This is a genomic window from Pseudomonas sp. No.21, from assembly GCF_054558415.1.
Map to the genome: position 1 here is coordinate 233,533 of NZ_BAAJNO010000007.1, position 22,358 is coordinate 255,890.

The following is a 22,358-nucleotide window of genomic DNA, read 5'->3' on the forward strand; positions in this document are numbered from 1 at the left end:
TCTCTCTCCTAACGCTTGTGCCCGGTGTTCAGCTTCTGTTCGAGGCGCATGGAATAGCGCGACATGCTGAAGCAGAAGATCCAGTAGACCAGGGCGGCGAATACGTAGCCTTCGGTGGACATGCCCAGCCATTTCGGGTCGGTGGTCGCCTGCTTGATGCTGTTGAGCAGGTCGAACAGGCCGATGATGATCACCAGGCTGGTGTCCTTGAACAGGGCGATGAAGGTGTTGACGATGCCGGGGATGACCATCTTCAGGGCCTGCGGCAGGATCACCAGCGCGGTGCTGCGCCAGTAGCCCAGGCCGAGGCCGGCGGCGGCTTCGTACTGGCCCTTGGGGATGGCCTGCAGGCCTCCGCGGACCACCTCGGCGATATAGGCCGCCTCGAAGAAGATCACCATCACCAGGGCGCGCAGCAGCTTGTCGAGGTTCATGCCCTCGGGCAGGAACAGCGGCAGCATCACCGAGGACATGAACAGCACGGTGATCAGCGGCACGCCGCGCCAGAACTCGATGAAGGTCACGCAGATGACCTTGATCGCCGGCAGCTTCGACCGCCGTCCCAGCGCCAGCAGGATGCCCAGCGGCAATGCACCGGCGATGCCCACGTAGGCGATCACCAGGGTCAGCATCAGGCCGCCCCAGCGGCTGGTCGACACCTCCTGCAGACCCAGGCCGCCGTGCAGCAGCCAGAAGGCCACCAGCGGATAGATCACCAGGAAACCGATGCCGTAGAAGGCCTTGTGCGGGGTGCGTTTGATGAACAGCGGCGCCACGCCGATGATCGCCAGCCACACGGTGACATCCACGCGCCAGCGCAGCTCGCTGGGGTAGAAGCCGTACATGAACTGGCCGAAGCGCTGCTGGATGAACACCCAGCAGGCGCCCTCGCCGGTGCAGTCGGCACGGGTGGTGCCGGTCCAGGTGGCGTGGATGAAGGCCCAGTTGAGGATGGGCGGGACGATCAGCCACAGCAGGTACAGCGACAGTGCGGTGAGCACCACGTGCAGCGGGCTGGCGAACAGGTTGTGACGCAGCCAGGCGACCGGGCCCACCACGGTGCTGGGTGGCGGCTGGTCGGGCTTGAAGGTATGCGATGTCATGTCAGTGCCCTCACCGCTCGATCAGCGCGATGCGCTTGTTGTACCAGTTCATCAGCAGGGAAATGCTGATGCTGATGGCCAGGTAGACGCTCATGGTGATCGCCATGACCTCGATGGCCTGGCCGGTCTGGTTGAGCGTGGTACCGGCGAACAGCGAGACCATGTCCGGGTAGCCGATGCCGGCGGCCAGGGACGAGTTCTTCGCCAGGTTCAGGTACTGGCTGGTGAGCGGCGGGATGATCACCCGCAGGGCCTGCGGCACGATGACCAGGCGCAGCGTCTGCCCGGGGCGGATGCCCAGGGAATGCGCCGCTTCGGTCTGGCCATGGCTGACCGACTGGATGCCCGCGCGCACCGTCTCGCCGATGAAGGCGGCGGTGTAGATCGACAGCGCCAGCATCAGGGCGATCAGTTCGGGGATCACCACCCAGCCACCGCGGAAGTTGAAACCGGTCAATTGCGGCACTTCCCAGTGGAAGGGGCTGCCCAGCACCAGGGCCGAGAGGCCGGGCACCAGCACCAGGATGGCGATCGCGCTCAGCAGCACGGGGAAGCGCTGGCCGGTCTCGTGGCGGCGCGCACGGGCCCAGCGCCACAGCACGCCGATGGCCACCACCGACAGCGCGACGGCGATCACGAAGGGCCAGAAGCCCTCGGCCATGTTCGGCGACGGCATGTACAGGCCGCGGTTGTTGATGAAGAAGGTGTCGCCGAAGTTCATGCTCTGCCGCGGGCCCGGCATGGGCAGCATCACGGCGAAGTACCAGAAGAAGATCTGCAGCAGCGGCGGGATGTTGCGGAAGGTCTCGATGTAGACCGTCGCCAGCTTGCGGATCAGCCAGTTGGGCGACAGCCGCGCGACACCGAGGATGAAGCCGAGGATGGTCGCCAGGATGATGCCGACCACGGTCACCAGCAGCGTGTTGAGCAGGCCGATGAAGAAGACGCGACCGTAGGTGTCGCTTTCCTTGTAGTCGATCAGGTGCTGGGAGATGCCGAAGCCGGCGCTCTGGTCGAGGAAGCCGAAGCCGGAGATGATCCCGCGCTTCTCGAGGTTGACCTGGGTGTTGTGGAAGAGGAACCAGCCGAACGCCACGACGGCGACTACGGCGATGATCTGGAATAGCCACGCGCGCGTCTGTGGGTCGGTCAGCACCGATCCACGGACACGCGGGGCTTGGGAAGTGTTCTGCATGACAGCCCTCGTCGGTTGGAACTGGACGCTACCGCCCGCATCCGCGGGCGGCAGCGTGGTGGGTCAGCGCACCGGCGGTGCGTACTGCAGACCACCCTTGTTCCACAGGGCGTTGAGACCGCGTTCGATCTTCAGCTCGCTGCCGGCACCGACGTTGCGATCGAAGATCTCGGCATAGTTGCCGACCTGCTTGACGATCTGCACGGCCCAGTCTTTGGGCAGCTTCAGATCCTTGCCGAAGTCGCCTTCAGCACCCAGCAGGCGGGCCACGTCCGGGTTCTTGGTGGACTTGGCGGTTTCCACGACGTTCTTCGAGTCGACGCCGAGCTCTTCAGCGTTCAACTGGGCGAACAGGCTCCAGCGCACGATGTCGAACCACTCCTCGTCACCCTGGCGAACGGCTGGGCCGAGGGGTTCCTTGGAGATGACTTCCGGCAGCACCACGTACTCGTCCGGCGCGGCCAGCTTGATGCGCTGGGCGTACAGCTGCGACTGGTCGGAGGTCAGCACGTCGCAACGGCCCGATTCCAGCGACTTGGCGCTCTCGTCGGAGGTGTCATAGGTGATGGGGGTGTACTTCAGGCCGTTGGCGCGGAAGTAGTCGGCCAGGTTCAGCTCGGTGGTGGTGCCGGCCTGGATGCAGACGGTGGCGCCATCGAGTTCCTTGGCGCTGGAGACGCCGAGCTTCTTGTTCACCAAAAAGCCCTGGCCGTCGTAGTAGGTCACGCCGGTGAAGTTCAGGCCCATCGCCGCGTCGCGGGAGCTGGTCCAGGTGGTGTTGCGGGAGAGGATGTCCACTTCGCCGGACTGCAGCGCGGTGAAACGCTCCTTGGCGGTGAGCGGGCTGAACTTGACCTTGCTCGCATCACCGAACACGGCTGCCGCTACGGCGCGGCAGATGTCGACGTCGATACCTTTGTATTCGCCCTTGGAGTCGGCGTAGGAAAAGCCCGGGAGGCCGTCACTGATGCCGCACTGCACGTAGCCTTTCTTCTTGACCGCATCCAGGGTGGCGCCCGCCTGAGCGAAGCCGCTGACACCGAGAACAGCTGCCGCAGTCAGCACAGCCAGGGTGGATTTCACCATCTTCATCAAAACCTCCAGTTGCTTTTTTTTGTGTTGGAGTCTCGGTCCTACCGCCGTACCCTCGTGAGGCAGGTTCAACCGCGCGAAACGACGGTCAACCGGGGAATCGGACCTAAGGAGGAAGTCTAGTTGGCGCTGCTCCGCGCGCCACCGGCCTCCCTCCTCGCCCATTGGTCGAATGGGCTGGAGACGGATTTTCGACCACCGCCACGTGGGGAACGTGCCAGCGGTCGTTTGCAAGGCGCCGACCTGGATCGACGCCCAACCCGTTGAACGCCCCGCGAAGTGTTACCGCTGCGCAGGCCGCCTGTTAAGTCTGCTGCTGTTTAGCAATCCCCGTACCAGCACAGTGCCTGTACGACGCTTCCGACAGGTCAATAGGGAAAGTTTTGTTGGTGCGACATATTTTTCACTGATAGACCCCATCACCGCCCGGCGCCAGCACCGTTTTGGTGCAGGCGCCCCGAATTGGAGCCGAACATGAGTAATCCGTTGATTCTGGAGCCCACACAAGCAGCCGATGCGTGCGTCATCTGGTTGCACGGCCTGGGGGCGGACCGCTATGACTTCCTGCCGGTGGCCGAGGTGCTGCAGGAACGCCTGGCCACCACCCGCTTCATCATGCCCCAGGCCCCCACCCGCGCCGTGACCATCAATGGCGGCTACGCCATGCCCTCCTGGTACGACATCCTCGCCATGAGCCCCGCGCGGGCCATCGACCAGGCGCAGCTGGAGGAATCGGCGCAACGCGTGATCGCCCTGATCGAAGCCCAGCGCGACGCCGGCATCGATCCGGCACGCATCGTCCTCGCCGGCTTCTCCCAGGGTGGCGCGGTGGTGCTGCACACCGGCCTGCTGCGCTGGGAAGGCCCCCTCGGCGGGGTGCTGGCGCTGTCCACCTATGCGCCGACCTTCGGCGACACCCTGGCGCTGTCGGATACAAAACTACAACTGCCGGTTTTCAGCCTGCATGGCACCTTCGACGACGTGGTGCCGCTGGCCATGGGCCGTGCCGCACACGACAAGCTCGCCGCCGCCGGCGTCCCGGTGCAGTGGCAGGACTACCCGATGGGCCACGAAGTGCTGCCGGAGGAAATCCGCGATATCGGCGCCTGGCTGAGCGCACGACTGGCCCGTTGATCCGTCAACCCACAACAAGAATTGGCCATGACCCAGACTCCCGTACCGCCCATCACCTCCCTGCGCGACATCGAGCTGATCGAGCAGGTTTCGCTACAGCAACGCGGCATGCCGGACAGCACCTACGAGCTGATCCGCCAGAGCGCCCGGCGCGCCCCGGACGCCATCGCCATGACCTTCCTCATGCAGGGCACGGCCGACGAGGCGCCCTGGCAGCTGAGCTACGGCGAGCTGCTGGCGCAGGTCACCCGCACCGCCAACGCCTTCCACCGCCTGGGCGTGCGCCCGGGCAAGGCGGTGTCCTTCCTGCTGCCCAACCTGCCGCACACCCACTTCACCCTGTGGGGCGGCGAGGCGGCGGGCATCGTCAACGCCATCAACCCGCTGCTCGACCCCGAGCACATCGCCGAACTGGTGCGCGCCGCCGATTCCGAGGTGCTGGTGACCCTGGCGCCCTTCCCCGGCACCGACCTGTGGGACAAGGTCGCCGGCCTGCGCGATGAACTGCCGGGCCTCAAGGCCATCGTCACGGTCGATTTGGCCAACTACCTGCCCGAGCCCCAGCGCAGCGGCCTCAAGGCCCAGCGCGGCGCCCTGCCGGAAGGCGTGCTGGACTTCGACGAACTGATCGCCGGCTGCCCCGCCGACCACCTGGAAAGCGGCCGTGTCATCGCCCCCGACGACATCGCCTCGTATTTCCACACCGGCGGCACCACCGGCACGCCGAAGCTGGCGCCGCACAGCCACCGCAACGAGGTGGCGATGGCGATGATCCTCGCCTACACCATCAACCTCGGCCCGGACGACGTGACCCTCTGCGGCCTGCCGCTGTTCCACGTCAACGGCGTGATGGTCACCGGCCTCGCCCCCTTCTTCAGTGGCGCGCAGGTCCTGCTGGCCACGCCCCAGGGCTACCGCAACACCGCGCTGATCCAGAACTTCTGGACGATCATCGAGCGCTACAGGGTGAGCTTCTTCAGCGGCGTGCCCACCATCTATGCCGGGCTGTTGCAGGTGCCCAGCGAGGGCCACGACCTCTCCAGCCTGCGCTACGCCCTGTGCGGCGCGGCGCCGATGCCGGTGGAGCTGATCCGCCAGTTCGAGGCCAAGACCGGCCTCACCCTGATCGAGGGCTACGGCCTCACCGAGGGCACCTGCGGCAGCTGCGGCAACCCCAGCGCGGGCGAACGCCGGCCGGGCTCCATCGGCCTGCGCATGCCCTACTGCGAAGTGGCGATCAAGGTGCTCGACGAACAGGGCGCCTTCCTCCGCGACGCACGGGCCAACGAGATCGGCAACGTCTGCCTGCGCGGCATCACCGTGTTCAAGGGCTACCTGCAGGCCGGCAAGAACGCCGGCATCTGGGTGGATGGCGACTGGTTCAACACCGGTGACCTGGGCCGCATGGACGCCGACGGTTACATCTGGCTCACCGGCCGCAGCAAGGACCTGATCATCCGTGGCGGCCACAACATCGACCCGCAGATGATCGAGGAAGCCCTGCACGGCCACCCCGCCGTGGCCATGGCCGCCGCCGTCGGCAAGCCCGACGAGAAGGCCGGCGAACTGCCGGTGGTCTACGTCCAGCTCAAGCCCGGCCAGCAGGCCAGCGAGGCCGAGCTGCTGGCCCACGCCGCGGACCACGTGCCGGAACGCGCGGCGGTGCCCAAGGACGTGTGGATCATCGACGCGCTGCCGGTCACGGCGGTGGGCAAGACCTTCAAGCCGACCCTGCGCCACGACGCCATCCGCCGGGTCTTCGAGCAGGTGCTGGCGCCGCTGGCACCCGGTCTCAGCGTCGAGGTGCGTGCCGACGACCGCCACGGCCAGCTCGCCCACATCCGCGTGCCCGACCTGCACGACCAGCGCCGCCGCGCCCTGGAGCAACGGCTGGCCGGCTTCGCCGTGCGCTACGAGCTGCACCAGGAAGCCTGAAGCCTCACGCCCCCGGTGCACAGCCGGGGGCGGAATCCCCCGCAAGGCCCGTCCCAGGGCCTCTGCCGCCCCGCTCGAACGAGACCACTTCCGCATAAATGCACATTGTCCGACACGATTGCCCGGGAATGTGACGCTGCTACTGTTTCCAAACCACTGGTCGGCCTACCTTCCGCCAAGCATTGAAAGCCGTTGGGGGCGGGCATAAGGTCGATAACGGTTTTCAACGCAAAGACAGGGAGTGTTTTGCGATGCCAGCTCACCACGTTGCTACCCCAGGTCAGATGTAGCCCATGAAGAATGCGCACTGGCAGGCCGATCCACAGCTGCTCGGACGTCAGCGACTGTTCCAGAACGTCGCCGCCAACAACCTGCAGCAGATCCTGCAGGAGTTCGCTGCCTGCGACCTGGAAAAGGGCGAGGTCCTGCTCTCCCCCTTCAACCGCAACCAGTACCTGTACCTGCTGCTCGATGGCCAGTTGCAGGTCTACCTGGGTTCGCTCGACAACCAGCCGATGTCCACCCTGGAAGCCGGTGATTGCGCGGGCGAGATCAGCTTCATCGACAACGACCACCCTTCCGCCTACGTGGTCGCCACGCGCCCCAGCACCGTCCTGCGCCTGCACCGCGAGGCACTGTCGAAGCTGTTCCAGCAGTCGCCGCAGATGATGCAGAACCTCCTGGAGCTGCTCTGCGAGCGCGTGCGCACCGGCAACCGGATCATTCTCGACACCGAGCAGAACGCCAACGTCGACACCCTCACCGGCCTCTACAACCGGCGCTGGCTGGAACACATCTACGAGCGCGAGAGCACCCGCTGCGCCTTCAATGGCCATCCCATGTGCCTGCTGATGCTCGATGTCGACCATTTCAAGGCCTACAACGACCGCCACGGCCACCTGGCCGGCGACTACGCCCTGTGCCTGGTGGCCCACACCCTGCGCAACCAGCTGCGGCCCAAGGACAGCATGGCCCGCTTCGGCGGCGAGGAATTCGTCATCCTGCTGCCCGAGATCGCCGTGGAGGAAGCGCGCAACATCGGCGAAAGGCTGCGCATGAGCCTGGAGCAGGTGCCCTCCTTCTATTCACCGGTGGGGATACTGCCCGGCGTCACGGTTTCCATCGGCCTGACCCAGATGCAGCCCAAGGACGACCTGCAGGACCTCATCGCCCGCGCCGACGCCGCCCTCTATAAGGCCAAGTTGCAGGGACGTAACTGCCTTAACGGCTAAGCCCTGCTGCAGCGCGGCGAGGGCCTTGCTAGAGTTCCGGGCCACTACAACAACGAAGCCCGGAAGCTCCCTCAATGCGCAAACTCCTGATCCTGCTGGCACTGGTCGTGATCGGCCTGGCGGTGTTCTTCACCTTGCCCAGCGTGCTCGACCGGCGGATGAACAGCGTCGAGTCCCCTGCCCCCTACCCGGCCAGCGAGGCCGCCAACGCACTGCACGAGAAACTGTTCATCGCCGACCTGCACGACGATGCCCTGCTCTGGCAACGCGACCTGCTGGAGCGCCACGACTTCGGCCACAGCGACCTGCCGCGCCTGCTCGAAGGCAAGGTCGCGCTGCAGGTGTTCTCCACCGTGACCAAGACCCCGCGCGGCATCAACTACGACAGGAACGACGCCGACAGCGACAACATCACCGTGCTCGCCATGGCCCAACGCTGGCCGCCACGTACCTGGCGCAGCCTGCTGGAGCGCGCGCTGTACCAGGGCGAAAAACTCGCCGCAGCCGCCAAGGGCAGCGAAGGCAAGCTGGTGCAGGTGCGCACCCGCGCCGACTTCGAAGCCTTCATCGCCGCCTGGAAGAAGGACCCGAACCGCGTCGCCGCGATCCTCGCCACCGAGGGCCTGCACCCGCTGGAAGGCAAGCTCGAGAACGTCGACCGCCTGTATGACGCGGGCTTCCGCATCACCGGGCTGACCCACTTCTTCGACAATGAGATCGGCGGCTCCGCCCACGGCATGGAGAAAGGCGGCCTGACCCGCTTCGGCCGCCGCGTGGTCGCCCGCCTGGAAGAGAAGAAGATGATCATCGACCTGGCCCACGCCTCGCGCGCGCTGATCGACGACGTGCTGGAGATGGCCGAGCGCCCGGTACTGGTTTCCCACGGCGGTGTCGAAGGCACCTGCCCCGGCCCGCGCAACCTCAGCGACGACCACGTCAGGCGCATCGCCGCCACCGGCGGGGTGATCGGCATCGGCTACTGGGAAACCGCCGTCTGCGACACCTCGGTCAAGGCCATCGTCAAGGCCATCCGCTACACCAGCGACCTGGTGGGCGTCGACCACGTCGCCCTGGGTTCTGACTTCGACGGCACCATCCATGCGCCCTTCGACACCACCGGCCTGCCCCAGCTGACCCAGGGCCTGCAGGAAGCCGGCTACAGCGAGGGCGATATCGCCAAGATCATGGGCGGCAACGTCCAGCGCCTGCTCCTGGCGAGCCTGCCCACCGAGTGACGTTCAACGCGCCGCCCCCCGGGGGCGGCGACTCCCCGTAGCACCGAAAGGCCCGGAACAGAGCGGCTGCCCACGACAATCCGCCAGGGCACTTCGCCGCGATGACATCTTGCTTTACACTGGCGCCCGTTCATTCCTTAACCAATCGACGAGATGACCGTGCTCAAAGCACTCAAAAAAATCTTTGGCAAGGGCGAAGAGCCCGTCTCCGGCGTCGCCCCGACCGCCCCGGCCACCCAGGCCCCGACTCGCACCGAGAGCGAGAAACGCCCCGCCCAGCCCAAGAAGGCGCCGCGCGCCCCGGCTGAAAAACCCGCCACCCCCGCCGCTGCCGAGCCGGCCCCCCGCGCCGAGAAGAAGCCCCGCAGCGACAAGCCCAGGACAGACAAGCCGCGCCGCGAGCGCCCGGCCAAACCGGTGGACACCTGGAAGCTGGAAGACTTCGTGGTGGAGCCGATGGAAGGCAAGACCCGCTTCCACGACTTCAAGCTGGCACCGACCCTGATGCACGCCATCCACGACCTGGGCTTCCCCTACTGCACGCCGATCCAGGCGGGCGTACTGGGCTTCACCCTCAAGGGCCAGGATGCCATCGGCCGCGCCCAGACCGGCACCGGCAAGACCGCCGCCTTCCTGATCTCGATCATCACCCAGCTGCTGCAGACCCCGCCGCCGAAAGAGCGCTACATGGGCGAGCCCCGTGCGCTGATCATCGCGCCGACCCGCGAGCTGGTGGTGCAGATCGCCAAGGACGCCCAGGCCCTGACCAAGTACACCGGCCTGAACGTCATGAGCTTCGTCGGCGGCATGGACTTCGACAAGCAGCTCAAGCAGCTGGAGTCGCGCTTCTGCGACATCCTCGTGGCCACCCCCGGCCGCCTGCTGGACTTCAACCAGCGCGGCGACGTGCACCTGGACATGGTCGAGGTGATGGTGCTGGACGAAGCCGACCGCATGCTCGACATGGGCTTCATCCCGCAGGTCCGCCAGATCATCCGCCAGACCCCGCCCAAGGGCGAGCGCCAGACCCTGCTGTTCTCCGCCACCTTCACCGATGACGTGATGAACCTGGCCAAGCAGTGGACCGTCGAACCGGCCATCGTCGAGATCGAGCCGGAGAACGTCGCCAGCGACACCGTCGAGCAGCACGTCTATGCCGTCGCCGGCAGCGACAAGTACAAGCTGCTCTACAACCTGGTCGCCCAGAACAACTGGGAGCGGGTGATGGTCTTCGCCAACCGCAAGGACGAGGTGCGCCGCATCGAGGAACGCCTGACCAAGGACGGCATCAGCGCCGCCCAGATGTCCGGCGACGTGCCCCAGCACAAGCGCATCAAGACCCTGGAAGGCTTCCGCGAAGGCAAGATCCGCGTACTGGTCGCCACCGACGTCGCCGGCCGCGGCATCCACGTCGACGCCATCAGCCACGTGATCAACTTCACCCTGCCGGAAGACCCGGACGACTACGTGCACCGCATCGGTCGTACCGGCCGCGCCGGCACCAGCGGCACCTCCATCAGCTTCGCCGGCGAGGACGATGCCTTCGCCCTGCCGCCGATCGAGGAACTGCTGGGTCGCAAGATCAACTGCGAAACCCCGCCCGCCGAGCTGCTCAAGCCGGTGCCGCGCAAGCACTGATCGCAGCGGTCGCGCACAGAAAAGGCGAAGCCCCCGGGCTTCGCCTTTTTCATTTCCGCTCCCTTGGAGCGGTAGTAGGGTGGGCTTCAGCCCACCGTTTCTCCTTTCCCCCAAGCCACTCTCCCCCACAGAAAGAATGTTCACCCAGGCGCCATTTCCTTGCGCCCCGTCGCCCGCCCCTTGCCGACCAAGACAATAAATTCCAATATGGACAAATTGTTTATATCGGAGCCCCGCCATGTCCAGCGTCCTTCCCCTGGTCGTCCCTTCTTCCGAAGCCGAACGCCTGCTGCAACGCATCGACGTGCAGGACGCCTTGCGCCGCATGTTCCTCGACCTCGCCGCCGGTGACGCGGTGCAGCCGGCGCAGCAGCTGGTGGAATTCCCCGGCGGTGGCGACTTCATCAACTACCTCGGCGTGCTGGCCAGCGAGCAGGTCTACGGGGTCAAGACCTCGCCCTACCTGCCGCGCCCGGATGGCGCCGTGGTCACCGCCTGGACCCTGCTGATGTCCATGACCAGCGGCCAGCCGCTGATGCTCTGCGACGCCGCACTCCTGACCACAGAGCGCACCGCCGCCACCACCGCCGTGGCGGTCGATGCCCTGGCGCCGGAAGCGGTCACGCAGCTGGCGGTGATCGGCAGCGGCGCCGTGGCCCGCGCGCACATCCGTCATTGCCTGGCCCTGCGCCCCTGGCAGCGCGTGCGTGTGTACTCGCCACGCCTGCAGCCCGGCAGCGAGCGTGCCGACGCCCTGCGCGCCCTCGACCCGCGCGTGGAGGTCTGCGCCACCCAGGAAACCGCCCTGGCCGACGCAGAGGTGATCCTGCTGTGCACCTCATCCGCCGCCCCGGTGCTGGACCCGCGCCAGCTCGGCCGCGCCACGCTGGTCACCTCCATCAGCACCAACGCCCCGCGCGCCCATGAAGTGCCGCCCCAGGCCCTGGCGGAAATGGACGTCTATTGCGACTACCGCGCCACCACGCCCGGCAGCGCCGGCGAGATGCGCATCGCCGCCCAACAGCACGGCTGGGACGTCGACGCACTGCGCGGCGACCTGCCCGAATTGCTCACCGACCGTGCACCGCGCCCCGACTACAGGCGTCCGGTATTCTTCCGCTCCATCGGCCTCGGCCTCGAAGACGTCGCCCTGGCCAACGCGCTCTATCACCTCAAGTGCGAGGAGTCGGCATGAACCAGGTGGACTTCATCATCATCGGTGCGGGCATCGCCGGCGCCTCCACCGGCTACTGGCTGTCCCGCCAGGGCAAGGTCGCCGTGCTGGAGCGCGAGGAGCACCCCGGCTACCACTCCACCGGCCGCTCCGCCGCGCTCTACACCGTCGCCTACGGTACGCCCCAGGTGCGCGCCCTGACCGGCGCCAGCCGGGCCTTCTTCGACAACCCGCCGCAAGGCTTCAGCGAGCACCCGATCCTCACGCCCCGGGGCGAGATGGTGGTGGATTTCAGCGACGACCCGGACGAGCTGCGCCGCCAGTTCGACAGCGCCCGCGAAAGCGTTCCCGAGGTGCAGCTGCTGGACGCCGACCAGGCCTGCGCCCTGGTGCCGGTGCTGCGCCGGGAAAAGGTCTTCGGCGCCATGCTCGACCCCAGCGCCGCCGACATCGACACCGACGCCCTGCACCAGGGCTACCTGCGTGGCATCCGCCGCAACGGCGGCAGCGTGCACACCGGCCATGAGGTGCGGACCATCACCCGTGAGGCCGACCTGTGGCGCGTCACCACCGGCCAGGGCGAGTTCACCGCGCCCGTGCTGGTCAACGCAGCCGGCGCCTGGTGCGACGGCCTCGCCACCCTCGCCGGCGTACGCCCGCTGGGCCTGCAACCGAAACGCCGCGCGGCCTTCATCTTCGCCGCGCCGGAAGGCATCGACAGCCATGCCTGGCCGGCACTGGTGAGCCTGGACGAATCCTTCTACTTCAAGCCCGACGCCGGCATGCTGCTGGGCTCACCCGCCAACGCCGACCCGGTGGACGCCCACGACGTGCAGCCCGAGGAGCTGGACATCGCCCTGGGCATCTACCAGATCGAGGAGCACACCCACATGAGCATCCGCCGCCCCGCCCGTACCTGGGCCGGGCTGCGCTCGTTCTTCGCCGACGGCGACCTGGTGGCCGGCTACGACGACCAGGCGCCGGGCTTCTTCTGGGTCGCCGGCCAGGGCGGCTACGGTATCCAGACCTCGGCAGCCATGGGCGAAGCCAGTGCCAGCCTGATCCTGCGCCAGCCGCTGCCGGAACACCTGGGCCGCTTCGGCCTGAATGCGGCGATGCTCTCCCCGGCCCGCCTCAGGTGACGCCCGGCGCGCTTTGCGCCACACTCGCCCGGCCGCGCCAAGGGGGCGCGGCCAAGCCTTTGCGGAGCCTTCCATGACGCCTCGTCCCGATCCGGCATTCGACAACTTCCGGGCCATAGCCGACGGCATCGCCACCCTGTTCTTCCCCCATGCCGAGGTGGTGGTGCACGACCTGCGCACGCAGAAGGTCGCCTACATCGCCAACAACATCTCCAAGCGCAGCATCGGCGACGACGCGGCCCTGGAAGACATGCTCGAGGATGGCGGCGAGGAGCGGAACATCGGCCCCTACGAGAAGCTCAACTGGGACGGGCAGAAGATCCGCTCCGTCAGCACCGTGCTGCAGGACGCCAAGGGCAAGCCGCTGGCAGTGCTGTGCATCAACCTCAACATCTCGCTGTTCGAGAGCGCCAAGGCGGCCCTGGACCTGTTCCTCGCGCCGGGCAAGCTGATCCCCCAGCCCGACGCACTGTTCCGCGACGACTGGCAGGAGCGCATCAACACCTTCCTGCACAACTGGATGCGCCAGCGCCAGCTCGGCCTCAACCTGCTCAGCCGCGAGCACAAGCGCGAGCTGGTCCTGGCCCTGCACGCCGAAGGCGCCTTCAAGGGCAAGAGCGCGGCCAACTATGTCGCCAACGTCCTCAACATGGGCCGCGCCACCGTCTACAAGCACCTGCGCGAACTCAAGGAAGAACCCGAAAACGAGATGTAGGGGCGAATTCATTGGCCCACACCCACACACCGGGGCCCCGTAGGATGGCGTAGAGCGCAGCGAAACCCATGCTGCCAATCGCCAACCCCACCTCCGCATGGAGGAGGTAAAAAGCGACCTCCACCCTACGCACCGACCCACCCCGTAGCCCCCCGTAGGAGCACATTCATTCGCGATCGGGCCCACCGGCAAACGTTGGGCCTCGCTACGCTCGGCGCCAACCTACGGACGTTCCTCACGCCGGAACCGGGGCGGGGCGGCGCATCGCACCGCCCCGCTCCACCTCAATCCCCGTAGATGTCGAAGTCGAAGTACTTCGCCTGGATCTTCTGGTAGGTGCCGTTGGCGCGCAGGGCGGTGATGGCCGCGTCCAGCTTGTCGCGCAGCTCGGCATCGCCCTTGCGCACGGCGATCCCGGCGCCTTCGCCGAAGTAGTGCGGGTCCTTCAGCACCGGGCCGACGAACTCGTAGTCCTTGCCGTTGGCCGTCTTGAGGAAGCCCTCGTTGAGCGGGAAGGCGTCCGCCAGCACCGCATCCAGGCGCCCGGAGAGCAGGTCCAGGTAGATCTCGTTCTGGGTGCTGTAGCGCACCACCTTCACGCCCTTGGGCTCGAGCACCTCGGTGGCGAAGCGATCAGTGGTGGTGGAGCGCTGGGTGCCGACGGTCTTGCCCACCAGCTGGGCGAAGTCCTCGCTCACCGCACTGCCCTTCTTCATCGCCAGGCGCGCGGGGCTGTAATAGTACTTGTGGGTGAAATCCACCGACTTGCGACGCTCGTCGGTGATGGTCATGGACGACAGGATCGCATCCACCTTCTTCACCTTCAGCGAGGGGATCAGGCCATCGAACTCCTGTTCGATCCACTGGCACTTGACCTTCATCTCCTCGCACAGCGCATTGCCGATGTCGTAGTCGAACCCCTCGATCTGCCCTGCCGGGGTCTTGTAGGCGAACGGCGGGTAGGCCGCCTCGATCCCCAGGCGCAGGGGCTTGTCGGCGGCGAACAGGCTGGATGCCACGAGGCTCAGGGCGATACCGCCGAGCAATACGATTTTCTTCATGGTGCGACTCCCGCGATGCATAGCTGGGCCCGCCAGGACGGTGGGCCGGTTCGTGTGGGCGTTGATGGAGGGCAGAGAAGCGCAGCCGGAAGGACTCCAGCCGCCGAGTGGACCGCGATCGAGAAAGGTAGCGTGCATGGCGCGGCCCCGTTTTGTACTTATTTGTCCACTCTGGACTTATCCGTACAAATCGTCAATCGCCGTCCAGCTCATTCCCACGCCCCGATAGTCGCGCCGATCCAATGGAAATGACCCGGGTCAGCATGCGGGCGGGCAGCGGCGACTAGTCTGGAACCTGGCCCCGGACGCAATTGGAGAACGGCATGGACTACGTGCACATCATGATCGGCCTGCTTGTCGCAGGCTTTCTCATGCTCGGCATCGGCTTCAGCAACCGCGAGAGGGAATGGGGGGTCTGGTTGACAGGCCTGGGCACGGCCTCGATGTTCGCGCCCATCCTGTTGAAGATGTACATCGAACTGGGCTGAGCCGCAGGCTCAGTCGCGCTTGTCGCCTTCCCAGCGCCGCGCCGCCGCCTGGTCGCTGCAGCGCCCTTCGACCCAGCGCGGGCCTTCGGCGGTGTCTTCCTTCTTCCAGAAGGGGGCTCGGGTCTTGAGGTAGTCCATGATGAAGTTGCAGGCATCGAACGCCGCCTGGCGGTGGGCACTGGCGGTGCCGACGAAGACGATCGGCTCGCCCGGTTCCAGGCGGCCGATGCGGTGGAGGATGTCGACCTTGAGCAGCGGCCAGCGCTGCCGGGCTTCCTCGGCGATCTTCTCCAGGGCCTTCTCGGTCATGCCCGGGTAGTGTTCGAGGAACATCCCGGAAACATCCTGGCCCTCGTTGAAATCGCGCACGTAGCCGACGAAGCCGACCACCGCGCCGACGCCGACGTTGGCCGCATGCAGGGCGTTCAGCTCGGTGCCGGGGTCGAAGGCCGCAGCCTGTACGCGAATGCCCATGCTCAGCCCCCGGTCACGGTGGGGAAGAAGGCGACCTCGTCGCCATCGGCCAGCGCCTCGTCGAGGCTGCACAGCTCCTGGTTGCGGGCGCACATCAGGTTCTGCTCGTCGAGCACGTCCCACACGCCGCCACGGGCCAGCAGGTGGCGACGCAGGTCATCCAGCTTCGCGAACGCCGGGTCCCAGGCGAGCTGCTCGCCATCGAGGCCGAGCGCTTCACGGTAACGGGCGAAATACTGCACGCGAATCATCTTCACTCCCCGGCCTGGTAATGGCCGCTCTTGCCGCCGAGCTTTTCCAGCAGGCGGACGCTTTCGATGGTCATGCCGCGATCCACCGCCTTGCACATGTCGTAAAGGGTCAGGGCGGCGACGCTGGCGGCGGTCAGCGCTTCCATTTCCACCCCGGTCTGCCCGGCCAGCTTGCAGCGGGCGACGATGCGCACCGCGTCGTCGCCCTCGGCGGCGAGCTCGACCTTGACGCTGGTGAGCATCAGCGGGTGGCACAGGGGGATCAGGTCCGAGGTCTTCTTCGCCGCCTGGATGCCGGCGATGCGCGCCACGGCGAACACGTCGCCCTTGGGGTGGCCGCCGGACTGGATCATGGCGAGGGTTTCCGGGCGCATGCGCACCCGCGCTTCGGCCGTCGCCTCACGGGCGGTCACCGCTTTTTCGGTGACGTCGACCATGCTGGCGCGGCCTTGGGAATCGAGATGGGTCAACACGGCTTGGCTCCTCTGGCGGGCACCGTGAAAGGGCCCGCAGGAAGCGGATTGTATACAAATCCCAGAATTATCGAAGGCCTTTCGCCGGGCGGATCGCTCCGCCCGGCGGCCGTTCGTCACATGTGGGTTTCGGCGTATTCCGCCAGCACCGAGCGGGGCACGCCCTGCAGGGTGATGTGCACGCCATGGGGGAAGTCCTTGAAGCGCTCGGTGAGGTAGGTCAGGCCGGAGCTGGGTGCGGACAGGTAGGGGGTGTCGATCTGCGCCAGGTTGCCCAGGCAGATCACCTTCGAACCGGTGCCGGCACGGGTGATGATGGTCTTCATCTGGTGCGGCGTCAGGTTCTGGCACTCGTCGATCAGGATCAGGCTCTGCTGGAAGCTGCGCCCACGTATGTAGTTGAGGGATTTGAACTGCAGCGGCACCTTGCTGAGGATGTAGTCGACGCTGCCGTGGGTACTCTCGTCATCCATGTGCAGGGCTTCGAGGTTGTCGGTGATGGCGCCCAGCCAGGGCTCCATCTTCTCGGCCTCGGTGCCGGGCAGGAAGCCGATCTCCTGGTCCAGCCCCTGCACGCTGCGGGTGGCGATGATGCGCCGGTAGCGCTTGCTGACCATGGTCTGCTCGATGGCCGCCGCCAGCGCCAGGATGGTCTTGCCGGAGCCCGCCGCACCCGAGAGGTTGACCAGGTGGATGTCCGGGTCGAGCAGGGCGAACAGCGCCAGGGCCTGGTAGATGTCACGCGGGCGCAGGCCCCAGGCTTCCTGATGCAGCAAGGGCTCCTGGTGCAGGTCGAGGATCAGCAGCTCATCGGCCTTGATGCCCTTGATCCAGCCGACGAAGCCCTGCTCGTCGACGATGAACTCGTTGACGTGGACCGCCGGCAGGTTGTCGGTGAGTTGCACCCGGTGCCAGGTGCGGCCGTGGTCCTGGCGGGTCTCCACCTTGCTCACGCGCTCCCAGAACGAGCCGGCCATGGTGTGGTAGCCACGGGAAAGCAGCGAGACGTCGTCGACCAGCTGGTCGGTGTGGTAGTCCTCCGAGTCGATGCCGCAGGCGCGCGCCTTCAGGCGCATGTTGATGTCCTTGGTCACCAGCACCACGGCCATGCCCGGGCGGCGGGTCTTCAATTCCACCAGTTGGTTGATGATCTTGTTGTCGTTCAGGTCTTCGGGCAGCCAGGTGATGGGGGCTGCGCTCTTGCTCATGAGTATCGAGAGGAAGCCGCAGGGGCCGCTCTTTTCCCGCTGGATAGGTACGCCGTGCTCCACTTGCTCGGGCGAGGCCTCGCCCAGGATCTTGTCGATCAGCCGGATGGCCTGGCGGCATTCGGCGGCTACGCCTTGCTTGCCCGTCTTCAGCTTGTCGAGTTCCTCCAGCACGGTCATGGGGATGGCCACGTGGTGTTCTTCGAAGTTGAGGATGGCGTTGGGATCGTGGATCAGAACGTTGGTATCGAGGGCGTAGAGGGTTGGAGCGGTGGGGCGGGCGCGTCCGTGATCATCCATACTCGGTCACCTTCTTGTCGGTCCGGGCGACGGAATGCCATGACGGCTCTCCGCCGAGGAAGGACCACCGTCCCCATCTGGCCGGGTCATGCCGGTCGCCAAGGGAGCCCGAGAAGCAGAGGTGAGGGCCTGGGGCCGCCACCTGTCTTCAGGATTCGGCGGTCTGATTCGTTAATAACCCAATACGGATGACAGAAAAAAGTAATTTTTCACCGCCGGCCGGTTTTTTTTCCAGGCGACGAAAAACCCTTGGCGCCATCCCTGGCCGTCGCTAAAGTCGAAAGTCCTGTCACCGCTCTTCCCGCGTTCCGACCGCCCCGGTCACCCCTCCCTACCGATACGCCCGGCAATCTTCCCAGGTCAGCCCCGCCGCGCCCGTTTGCGCATGCAGCCAGGGCACCGCCGTCTGCGCCTTGGCGTGGATATCGTGGAAGAGGATCACGCCACGCCGCCACAGCAGCATCAGGCTGAGCACGCGCTGGCCGGCCACGTCGCCGCTGACGCGGGCGTTCCAGTCCTGGGAATCGATGTTCCACAGCGCCACGCGCAGCCCCTGCCCGGCGAAGAAGGCGCCGCTGTCGGCCTGGCGCTGGCCATAGGGTGGGCGGAACAGCGGAACGGCCTTGTCCGGCAACGTCTCGCCCAGCAGCGCCTGCACGCGGGTCACCGAGTCCTGCCACTGATCCCAGCTGGCATGGGACTTGTGCTCCCAGCCGTGGGAGGCGACGCACTGGCCGGCATAGAGCGCGTTCAGCGCCTCGGGCGAGGTCTTCCGCAGGCGCGCCTGCAGGCTCTGGCCGAGGACGAAGAAGGTGCCGTTGACGCCGTTCTCCCGCAGCCAGGCGGTGAGGCGGTCGCTGTGGCCACCCACCGGCGCCGGGCCATCGTCGAAGGTCAGCAGGAAGTGCCGGTCCGCCAGCTCCTCGCCGTTGCGCTCCTGCGCGGAGAACAGGCCGATCTCGCTGCTGATCCGGGGGAACAGCGCGGCCAGGCGCATCTCCTCGTCGAGGTAGACCTGGTGGAAGCGGCGGCTGGCCTCGGCCCAGGCGAAGAAGGACGAATCCGGCGCCACATCGAAGCGCTTCGCCTGCTCGCGCAGCGCGGCCTCGTCGCTCGCCGGCGGGCAGAAGGGGCTGGCCGCCGTGCAGCCCTGGCTGGCCAGCCGGTAGTTATCCACAAGGCGCGCCCAGAAATGCCTGCGCACGGTGTCGATCCCGTCGAGGTTGACCGCCTTCAGGTCCAGGCGCCGCTGCCAGGCGCCGGCATCCAGCGTCTCGCTCTGCAACAGGGCCTGGGCGAACACCAGGATCTCCGCCCGCGAGGCATCGTCGAAGGCCGCCGGGCTGTCGAGCGCGGCGGGCCAGGTACTGCGATCGAGGGTGGCGACCGCCCGAGGGCCGGCGGCCTGGGCCACGCCGGCGCCGAGGGCCAGGACGAGCCCCAGGGAAATGACTCTGAACATGAACCTGCACTCCAATGAAAAACGCGCCCCGAAGGGCGCGCTGGTGTCGGGGAAGACGATCAGTGGCGATCCTGGACCCGCTGGATCGCCTTGTCGTACACCGGGTTCGCCTTCTGCTCCTTGGCCAGGTGGTAATGGCGCAGGGCGTCGTCGAATTGCTCGGCCGCCTCGTAGATGCGCGCGATGTTGTAGTAGGAGCTCGCACGCACGGTGGCCGCGCTGGGACCGCTGGCCAGGGCGATGGCCTTGCGGTTGGCCCAGATGGCCTCGGCGGTGCGGCCGGCCTTCTGGTAGGCCAGGCCCAGGTTGCTGTAGGCCTGGCCGAAGTTGGCATTGAGCTCGATGGCCTGGCGATAGAGGTCGATGGCCTGGTCCAGCTTGCCGTCGTGGTAGGCGGCTTCGCCCTGCTTGTTCAGCGCCTTGGCGTCGCCCTGGGCGGCCTGGGTCACGGCCTGGGCAGCCACGTCCTGGCCATTGCCCAGCAGCGGCTCGATGTCGCCGAGCACGTAGTTGGCGTCCTGGGCCTTGCTGCCTTCGAGGGTGTTGATGTCCTGGAAGTCGCCGTTGCCGGACAGGCGGAACACCTTCCACAGGTTGCCGCGCTGGTCCTTCGGCACATAGTAGGTGCGCACCAGGGACTGGCCGACATAGACGAAGACCTTGGCCTGGCTGGCCGACAGTGCCTTGGAAGACGGGTTGTTGATATTGGTGAAGTCATGCACTGCGTACACGTACGTCTCGCCGAAGCGCTTCTTGTGCAGGGTGATGGTTTCCGGGCCGAAGCTGTCGGTGTCATCCACGTCCAGGTCGGCGTCGGTGCCTTCCTTGGCGTCGAAGTAGATGTGGTTGCCGGGGAAGGCGATGTGCGAATCGAGGTCCGCCGGGGTCTCGCCCCAGCTCAGCACGATGCGCATGCCGTCCAGGTCCTGCATCACCGGGCTCACCGCGTAGGTCATGCCCTTGCACGGGCACTTGGCGACGAGGTTGGAATAGCCGGGTTTCTTGATGATCAGCAGGCTGTCGGCGTCGTCGGCGAAGGCGCTGTCCAGCGTCACCTGGCCCTGGGCGTCGGTCTTGCCGCTGGCGGTCTGCGCGCCATTCTTCTGCACCAGCACCTCGGCGCCTTCGATCTTCTGGTCCTTGACCACGGCGCTGAGCACTTCGATGGGCAACTGCTCGGCCTGGGCCATGACGGCACCGGAACCCAGCAGCAGGGATAGGGCGATTCTCGAGAGGGTCTTCACTGCGACCTCCTTGTCAAAGTGGATGAGAGGGGGCCGGCGCACGTGCCGGGCGCCGCACTATAGCGCAACGCCCCGGACGCCGAATGTGATGCGTGGCAACCGGGCGAGGGAAATGGCTCGGACAGCGGCGGGCTGAAGCCCACCCCGCGGCAGAGCCACGCAGCCATGCCGCGTGTCCCTATAGAAGGCCTGCGCGCAGCGAGACGGCGGCCCTCGCGGGAGCACTGGCAGCGTCAATCGTCCCCATAGGTGGAGCCCACCGCCGCAAATCCCTAGAATCGCCGCATTCCCGAAGGAGACGATTCGATGCTGCTGGTGATTTCCCCCGCCAAGACCCTGGACTACGAAACCCCGCCGGTGACCCCGCGCCACACCCTGCCCCAGCACCTGGACCACGCCCAGGAGCTGATCCAGCAACTGCGCACCCTGGCCCCGAGCGACATCGCCGAGCTCATGCACCTGTCCGACAAGCTCGCCGGCCTCAACGCCGCGCGCTATGGCAGCTGGCACCCGGAATTCACCCCCGAGAACGCCAAGCAGGCGCTGCTGGCCTTCAAGGGCGACGTCTATACCGGGCTCGACGCCGAGAGCTTCGCCGAGGCCGACTTCGACTTCGCCCAGCGCCACCTGCGCATGCTCTCCGGCCTCTACGGCCTGCTGCGCCCGCTGGACCTGATGCAGCCCTACCGCCTGGAGATGGGCACCAAGCTGGCCAACGCCCGGGGCAAGGACCTCTACGCCTTCTGGGGCGATCGCATCAGCACCTGGCTCAACCAGGCGCTGGCCGAACAGGGCGACGACATCCTGCTCAACCTCGCCTCCAACGAATACTTCAGCTCGGTGAAGCGCAAGGCCCTCGATGCCCGCATCATCGACACCGAGTTCAAGGACCTGAAGAACGGCCAGTACAAGATCATCAGCTTCTACGCCAAGAAGGCCCGCGGCCTCATGGCCCGCTACGTGATCAAGGAGCGCCTGACCGACCCGCAAGGCCTGAAGGACTTCGACTACCAGGGCTACCGCTACAGCGCCGAAGCCTCTTCGCCGGACAAGCTGGTATTTCTCCGCGACACCCCGCAGGACTGATTTCCCCGCCTCGTTTCCCCCCACAACCTGCCATTGGTTGGGCGGCTCCGCTGGGAGTCGTCCAATCGGCGAAGTTCCCTCCTCCCGCCACTTCTGCGCGCCGGCCCGGTGCGATCACCTTTAATCGCCGCTGGAACTAACGTACCGCCTGCCTCACAACTGGCCAGGGAACTTCCGCGCCGTTGCGTAAACAGCGCGCAGGCTCTAGCACGGGCGATAGCGAACTACCGCTGCGCTTGCACGGATTAAATAGAGGGAACTTTTACGGCGCGTTGAAACACCCGAAGTTTGCCATCAAGGTGCAATTACAAATGGCCGTAGTCGATGAATTGCAACAAATCAAATTGATGACGAACGGTAGGAACTATCCGAAAACCCTAACACTCATAACCCCGACGCTTAATTCTTCACGCAATATTTCAGCGTGATTCCAAACTGCCCCCATGTATCGGAATGCTCCGAGGGGGAAGTTGTGCGCCAGAAACGAAACAGGCGAACTAAGAGGAGAAGTTGGACACAGGATCGACTGACAAGAACCAGGGACAAGAGCCAGTAAGGTAATCAGTCCAGGAAACCTTGGAGCCAGCGAATTCACAGGCTCCGCTTCAGGTACCCGCAGTTTCGGTGCCAGGTGTTTGTCATGCCTGCACGCAGCTGAAAGTTACGAATTGAATGTAACGGCTGCAAAACGGAAGTGGCGATTATGCCACCAATTA

20 protein-coding genes are annotated in these 22,358 nt (G+C 66.1%); 10 read left to right on the forward strand and 10 right to left on the reverse strand.

Going from position 1 to position 22,358, the window contains the following annotated elements; genetic code table 11:
• Window positions 1–8: 8 nt before the first annotated feature.
• The 3 genes from ACYJSS_RS16340 to ACYJSS_RS16350 form a co-directional block, all read right to left on the reverse strand.
• The gene (locus ACYJSS_RS16340) at window positions 9–1,103 is read right to left on the reverse strand and encodes an amino acid ABC transporter permease (protein ID WP_111263765.1); all 1,095 of its coding nucleotides are present in this window, start codon (window positions 1,101–1,103) and stop codon (window positions 9–11) included.
• 10 nt (window positions 1,104–1,113) lie between these two features.
• Window positions 1,114–2,298, reverse strand: a complete 1,185-nt coding sequence (locus tag ACYJSS_RS16345) for an amino acid ABC transporter permease (RefSeq protein ID WP_111263766.1) — start codon at window positions 2,296–2,298, stop codon at window positions 1,114–1,116.
• 63 nt (window positions 2,299–2,361) lie between these two features.
• Complete coding sequence (locus ACYJSS_RS16350; protein WP_111263767.1) at window positions 2,362–3,390, reverse strand: amino acid ABC transporter substrate-binding protein; 1,029 nt, start codon at window positions 3,388–3,390, stop codon at window positions 2,362–2,364.
• Window positions 3,391–3,864: 474 nt separating this feature from the next.
• On the opposite strand from ACYJSS_RS16350, the gene ACYJSS_RS16355 reads away from it, so the two are divergent.
• The 8 genes from ACYJSS_RS16355 to ACYJSS_RS16390 all read left to right on the forward strand — a co-directional run bounded on the left by ACYJSS_RS16355 (window position 3,865) and on the right by ACYJSS_RS16390 (window position 13,595).
• Complete coding sequence (locus ACYJSS_RS16355) at window positions 3,865–4,524, forward strand: alpha/beta hydrolase (protein ID WP_111263768.1); 660 nt, start codon at window positions 3,865–3,867, stop codon at window positions 4,522–4,524.
• A gap of 27 nt (window positions 4,525–4,551) precedes the next feature.
• A complete protein-coding gene (locus ACYJSS_RS16360; RefSeq protein WP_111263769.1) occupies window positions 4,552–6,459 on the forward strand; it encodes an acyl-CoA synthetase in 1,908 nt (635 codons plus the stop codon).
• A 293-nt stretch (window positions 6,460–6,752) separates the two neighbouring features.
• Window positions 6,753–7,691, forward strand: a complete 939-nt coding sequence (locus ACYJSS_RS16365) for a GGDEF domain-containing protein (protein ID WP_111263770.1) — start codon at window positions 6,753–6,755, stop codon at window positions 7,689–7,691.
• 74 nt (window positions 7,692–7,765) lie between these two features.
• Complete coding sequence (locus tag ACYJSS_RS16370) at window positions 7,766–8,926, forward strand: dipeptidase (RefSeq protein WP_111263771.1); 1,161 nt, start codon at window positions 7,766–7,768, stop codon at window positions 8,924–8,926.
• 159 nt (window positions 8,927–9,085) lie between these two features.
• Window positions 9,086–10,564, forward strand: a complete 1,479-nt coding sequence (gene rhlB / locus ACYJSS_RS16375) for an ATP-dependent RNA helicase RhlB (protein ID WP_236205441.1) — start codon at window positions 9,086–9,088, stop codon at window positions 10,562–10,564.
• A gap of 238 nt (window positions 10,565–10,802) precedes the next feature.
• Complete coding sequence (locus tag ACYJSS_RS16380; RefSeq protein WP_111260099.1) at window positions 10,803–11,759, forward strand: ornithine cyclodeaminase family protein; 957 nt, start codon at window positions 10,803–10,805, stop codon at window positions 11,757–11,759.
• A complete protein-coding gene (locus ACYJSS_RS16385) occupies window positions 11,756–12,880 on the forward strand; it encodes an NAD(P)/FAD-dependent oxidoreductase (RefSeq protein WP_111260098.1) in 1,125 nt (374 codons plus the stop codon). Before ACYJSS_RS16380 ends, ACYJSS_RS16385 begins: the two co-directional genes overlap by 4 nt.
• Window positions 12,881–12,953: 73 nt before the next feature.
• Window positions 12,954–13,595 carry a helix-turn-helix transcriptional regulator gene (locus ACYJSS_RS16390; RefSeq protein ID WP_111260097.1) on the forward strand — a complete coding sequence of 214 codons (642 nt, stop codon included), beginning with the start codon at window positions 12,954–12,956 and terminating at the stop codon, window positions 13,593–13,595.
• Window positions 13,596–13,879: 284 nt separating this feature from the next.
• On the opposite strand, the gene ACYJSS_RS16395 is transcribed toward ACYJSS_RS16390, so the two are convergent.
• The gene (locus ACYJSS_RS16395) at window positions 13,880–14,656 is read right to left on the reverse strand and encodes an ABC transporter substrate-binding protein (protein WP_111260096.1); all 777 of its coding nucleotides are present in this window, start codon (window positions 14,654–14,656) and stop codon (window positions 13,880–13,882) included.
• 323 nt (window positions 14,657–14,979) lie between these two features.
• Here ACYJSS_RS16395 and ACYJSS_RS16400 point away from each other — a divergent pair, with 323 nt between their 5' ends.
• The gene (locus ACYJSS_RS16400; protein WP_178082919.1) at window positions 14,980–15,144 is read left to right on the forward strand and encodes a hypothetical protein; all 165 of its coding nucleotides are present in this window, start codon (window positions 14,980–14,982) and stop codon (window positions 15,142–15,144) included.
• Between the two features lie 9 nt (window positions 15,145–15,153).
• On the opposite strand, the gene moaE is transcribed toward ACYJSS_RS16400, so the two are convergent.
• The 6 genes from moaE to ACYJSS_RS16430 all read right to left on the reverse strand — a co-directional run bounded on the left by moaE (window position 15,154) and on the right by ACYJSS_RS16430 (window position 20,502).
• Window positions 15,154–15,618: a molybdopterin synthase catalytic subunit MoaE gene (moaE, locus tag ACYJSS_RS16405; protein ID WP_111260095.1), complete on the reverse strand. Its 465-nt coding sequence runs from the start codon at window positions 15,616–15,618 to the stop codon at window positions 15,154–15,156.
• A gap of 2 nt (window positions 15,619–15,620) precedes the next feature.
• Window positions 15,621–15,869 carry a MoaD/ThiS family protein gene (locus ACYJSS_RS16410; RefSeq protein WP_111260094.1) on the reverse strand — a complete coding sequence of 83 codons (249 nt, stop codon included), beginning with the start codon at window positions 15,867–15,869 and terminating at the stop codon, window positions 15,621–15,623.
• 2 nt (window positions 15,870–15,871) lie between these two features.
• Window positions 15,872–16,342 carry a cyclic pyranopterin monophosphate synthase MoaC gene (gene moaC, locus ACYJSS_RS16415; RefSeq protein WP_111260093.1) on the reverse strand — a complete coding sequence of 157 codons (471 nt, stop codon included), beginning with the start codon at window positions 16,340–16,342 and terminating at the stop codon, window positions 15,872–15,874.
• A gap of 116 nt (window positions 16,343–16,458) precedes the next feature.
• Window positions 16,459–17,850: a PhoH family protein gene (locus ACYJSS_RS16420; protein WP_111260092.1), complete on the reverse strand. Its 1,392-nt coding sequence runs from the start codon at window positions 17,848–17,850 to the stop codon at window positions 16,459–16,461.
• A gap of 331 nt (window positions 17,851–18,181) precedes the next feature.
• Window positions 18,182–19,312, reverse strand: coding sequence for a polysaccharide deacetylase family protein (locus tag ACYJSS_RS16425; protein WP_111260091.1), 1,131 nt, complete (start codon window positions 19,310–19,312; stop codon window positions 18,182–18,184).
• A 59-nt stretch (window positions 19,313–19,371) separates the two neighbouring features.
• The gene (locus tag ACYJSS_RS16430; protein ID WP_111260107.1) at window positions 19,372–20,502 is read right to left on the reverse strand and encodes a tetratricopeptide repeat protein; all 1,131 of its coding nucleotides are present in this window, start codon (window positions 20,500–20,502) and stop codon (window positions 19,372–19,374) included.
• 360 nt (window positions 20,503–20,862) lie between these two features.
• Here ACYJSS_RS16430 and yaaA point away from each other — a divergent pair, with 360 nt between their 5' ends.
• Window positions 20,863–21,642, forward strand: a complete 780-nt coding sequence (gene yaaA, locus ACYJSS_RS16435) for a peroxide stress protein YaaA (protein ID WP_111260090.1) — start codon at window positions 20,863–20,865, stop codon at window positions 21,640–21,642.
• The last annotated feature ends 716 nt before the right edge of the window (window positions 21,643–22,358 follow it).

Coding starts and splice junctions, on each gene's coding strand:
- ACYJSS_RS16365 (WP_111263770.1), top strand. CDS start 6,753: ATGAAGAATGCGCACTGGCAGGCCGATCCACAGCTGCTCGGACGTCAG.
- ACYJSS_RS16400 (WP_178082919.1), top strand. CDS start 14,980: ATGGACTACGTGCACATCATGATCGGCCTGCTTGTCGCAGGCTTTCTC.
- yaaA (WP_111260090.1), top strand. CDS start 20,863: ATGCTGCTGGTGATTTCCCCCGCCAAGACCCTGGACTACGAAACCCCG.
- ACYJSS_RS16425 (WP_111260091.1), bottom strand. CDS start 19,312: ATGTTCAGAGTCATTTCCCTGGGGCTCGTCCTGGCCCTCGGCGCCGGC.
- ACYJSS_RS16370 (WP_111263771.1), top strand. CDS start 7,766: ATGCGCAAACTCCTGATCCTGCTGGCACTGGTCGTGATCGGCCTGGCG.
- ACYJSS_RS16360 (WP_111263769.1), top strand. CDS start 4,552: ATGACCCAGACTCCCGTACCGCCCATCACCTCCCTGCGCGACATCGAG.
- ACYJSS_RS16385 (WP_111260098.1), top strand. CDS start 11,756: ATGAACCAGGTGGACTTCATCATCATCGGTGCGGGCATCGCCGGCGCC.
- ACYJSS_RS16355 (WP_111263768.1), top strand. CDS start 3,865: ATGAGTAATCCGTTGATTCTGGAGCCCACACAAGCAGCCGATGCGTGC.
- ACYJSS_RS16430 (WP_111260107.1), bottom strand. CDS start 20,502: ATGGCCCAGGCCGAGCAGTTGCCCATCGAAGTGCTCAGCGCCGTGGTC.
- ACYJSS_RS16420 (WP_111260092.1), bottom strand. CDS start 17,850: ATGGATGATCACGGACGCGCCCGCCCCACCGCTCCAACCCTCTACGCC.
- ACYJSS_RS16380 (WP_111260099.1), top strand. CDS start 10,803: ATGTCCAGCGTCCTTCCCCTGGTCGTCCCTTCTTCCGAAGCCGAACGC.
- ACYJSS_RS16410 (WP_111260094.1), bottom strand. CDS start 15,869: ATGATTCGCGTGCAGTATTTCGCCCGTTACCGTGAAGCGCTCGGCCTC.
- moaE (WP_111260095.1), bottom strand. CDS start 15,618: ATGGGCATTCGCGTACAGGCTGCGGCCTTCGACCCCGGCACCGAGCTG.
- ACYJSS_RS16340 (WP_111263765.1), bottom strand. CDS start 1,103: ATGACATCGCATACCTTCAAGCCCGACCAGCCGCCACCCAGCACCGTG.
- ACYJSS_RS16395 (WP_111260096.1), bottom strand. CDS start 14,656: ATGAAGAAAATCGTATTGCTCGGCGGTATCGCCCTGAGCCTCGTGGCA.
- ACYJSS_RS16350 (WP_111263767.1), bottom strand. CDS start 3,390: ATGAAGATGGTGAAATCCACCCTGGCTGTGCTGACTGCGGCAGCTGTT.
- ACYJSS_RS16390 (WP_111260097.1), top strand. CDS start 12,954: ATGACGCCTCGTCCCGATCCGGCATTCGACAACTTCCGGGCCATAGCC.
- ACYJSS_RS16345 (WP_111263766.1), bottom strand. CDS start 2,298: ATGCAGAACACTTCCCAAGCCCCGCGTGTCCGTGGATCGGTGCTGACC.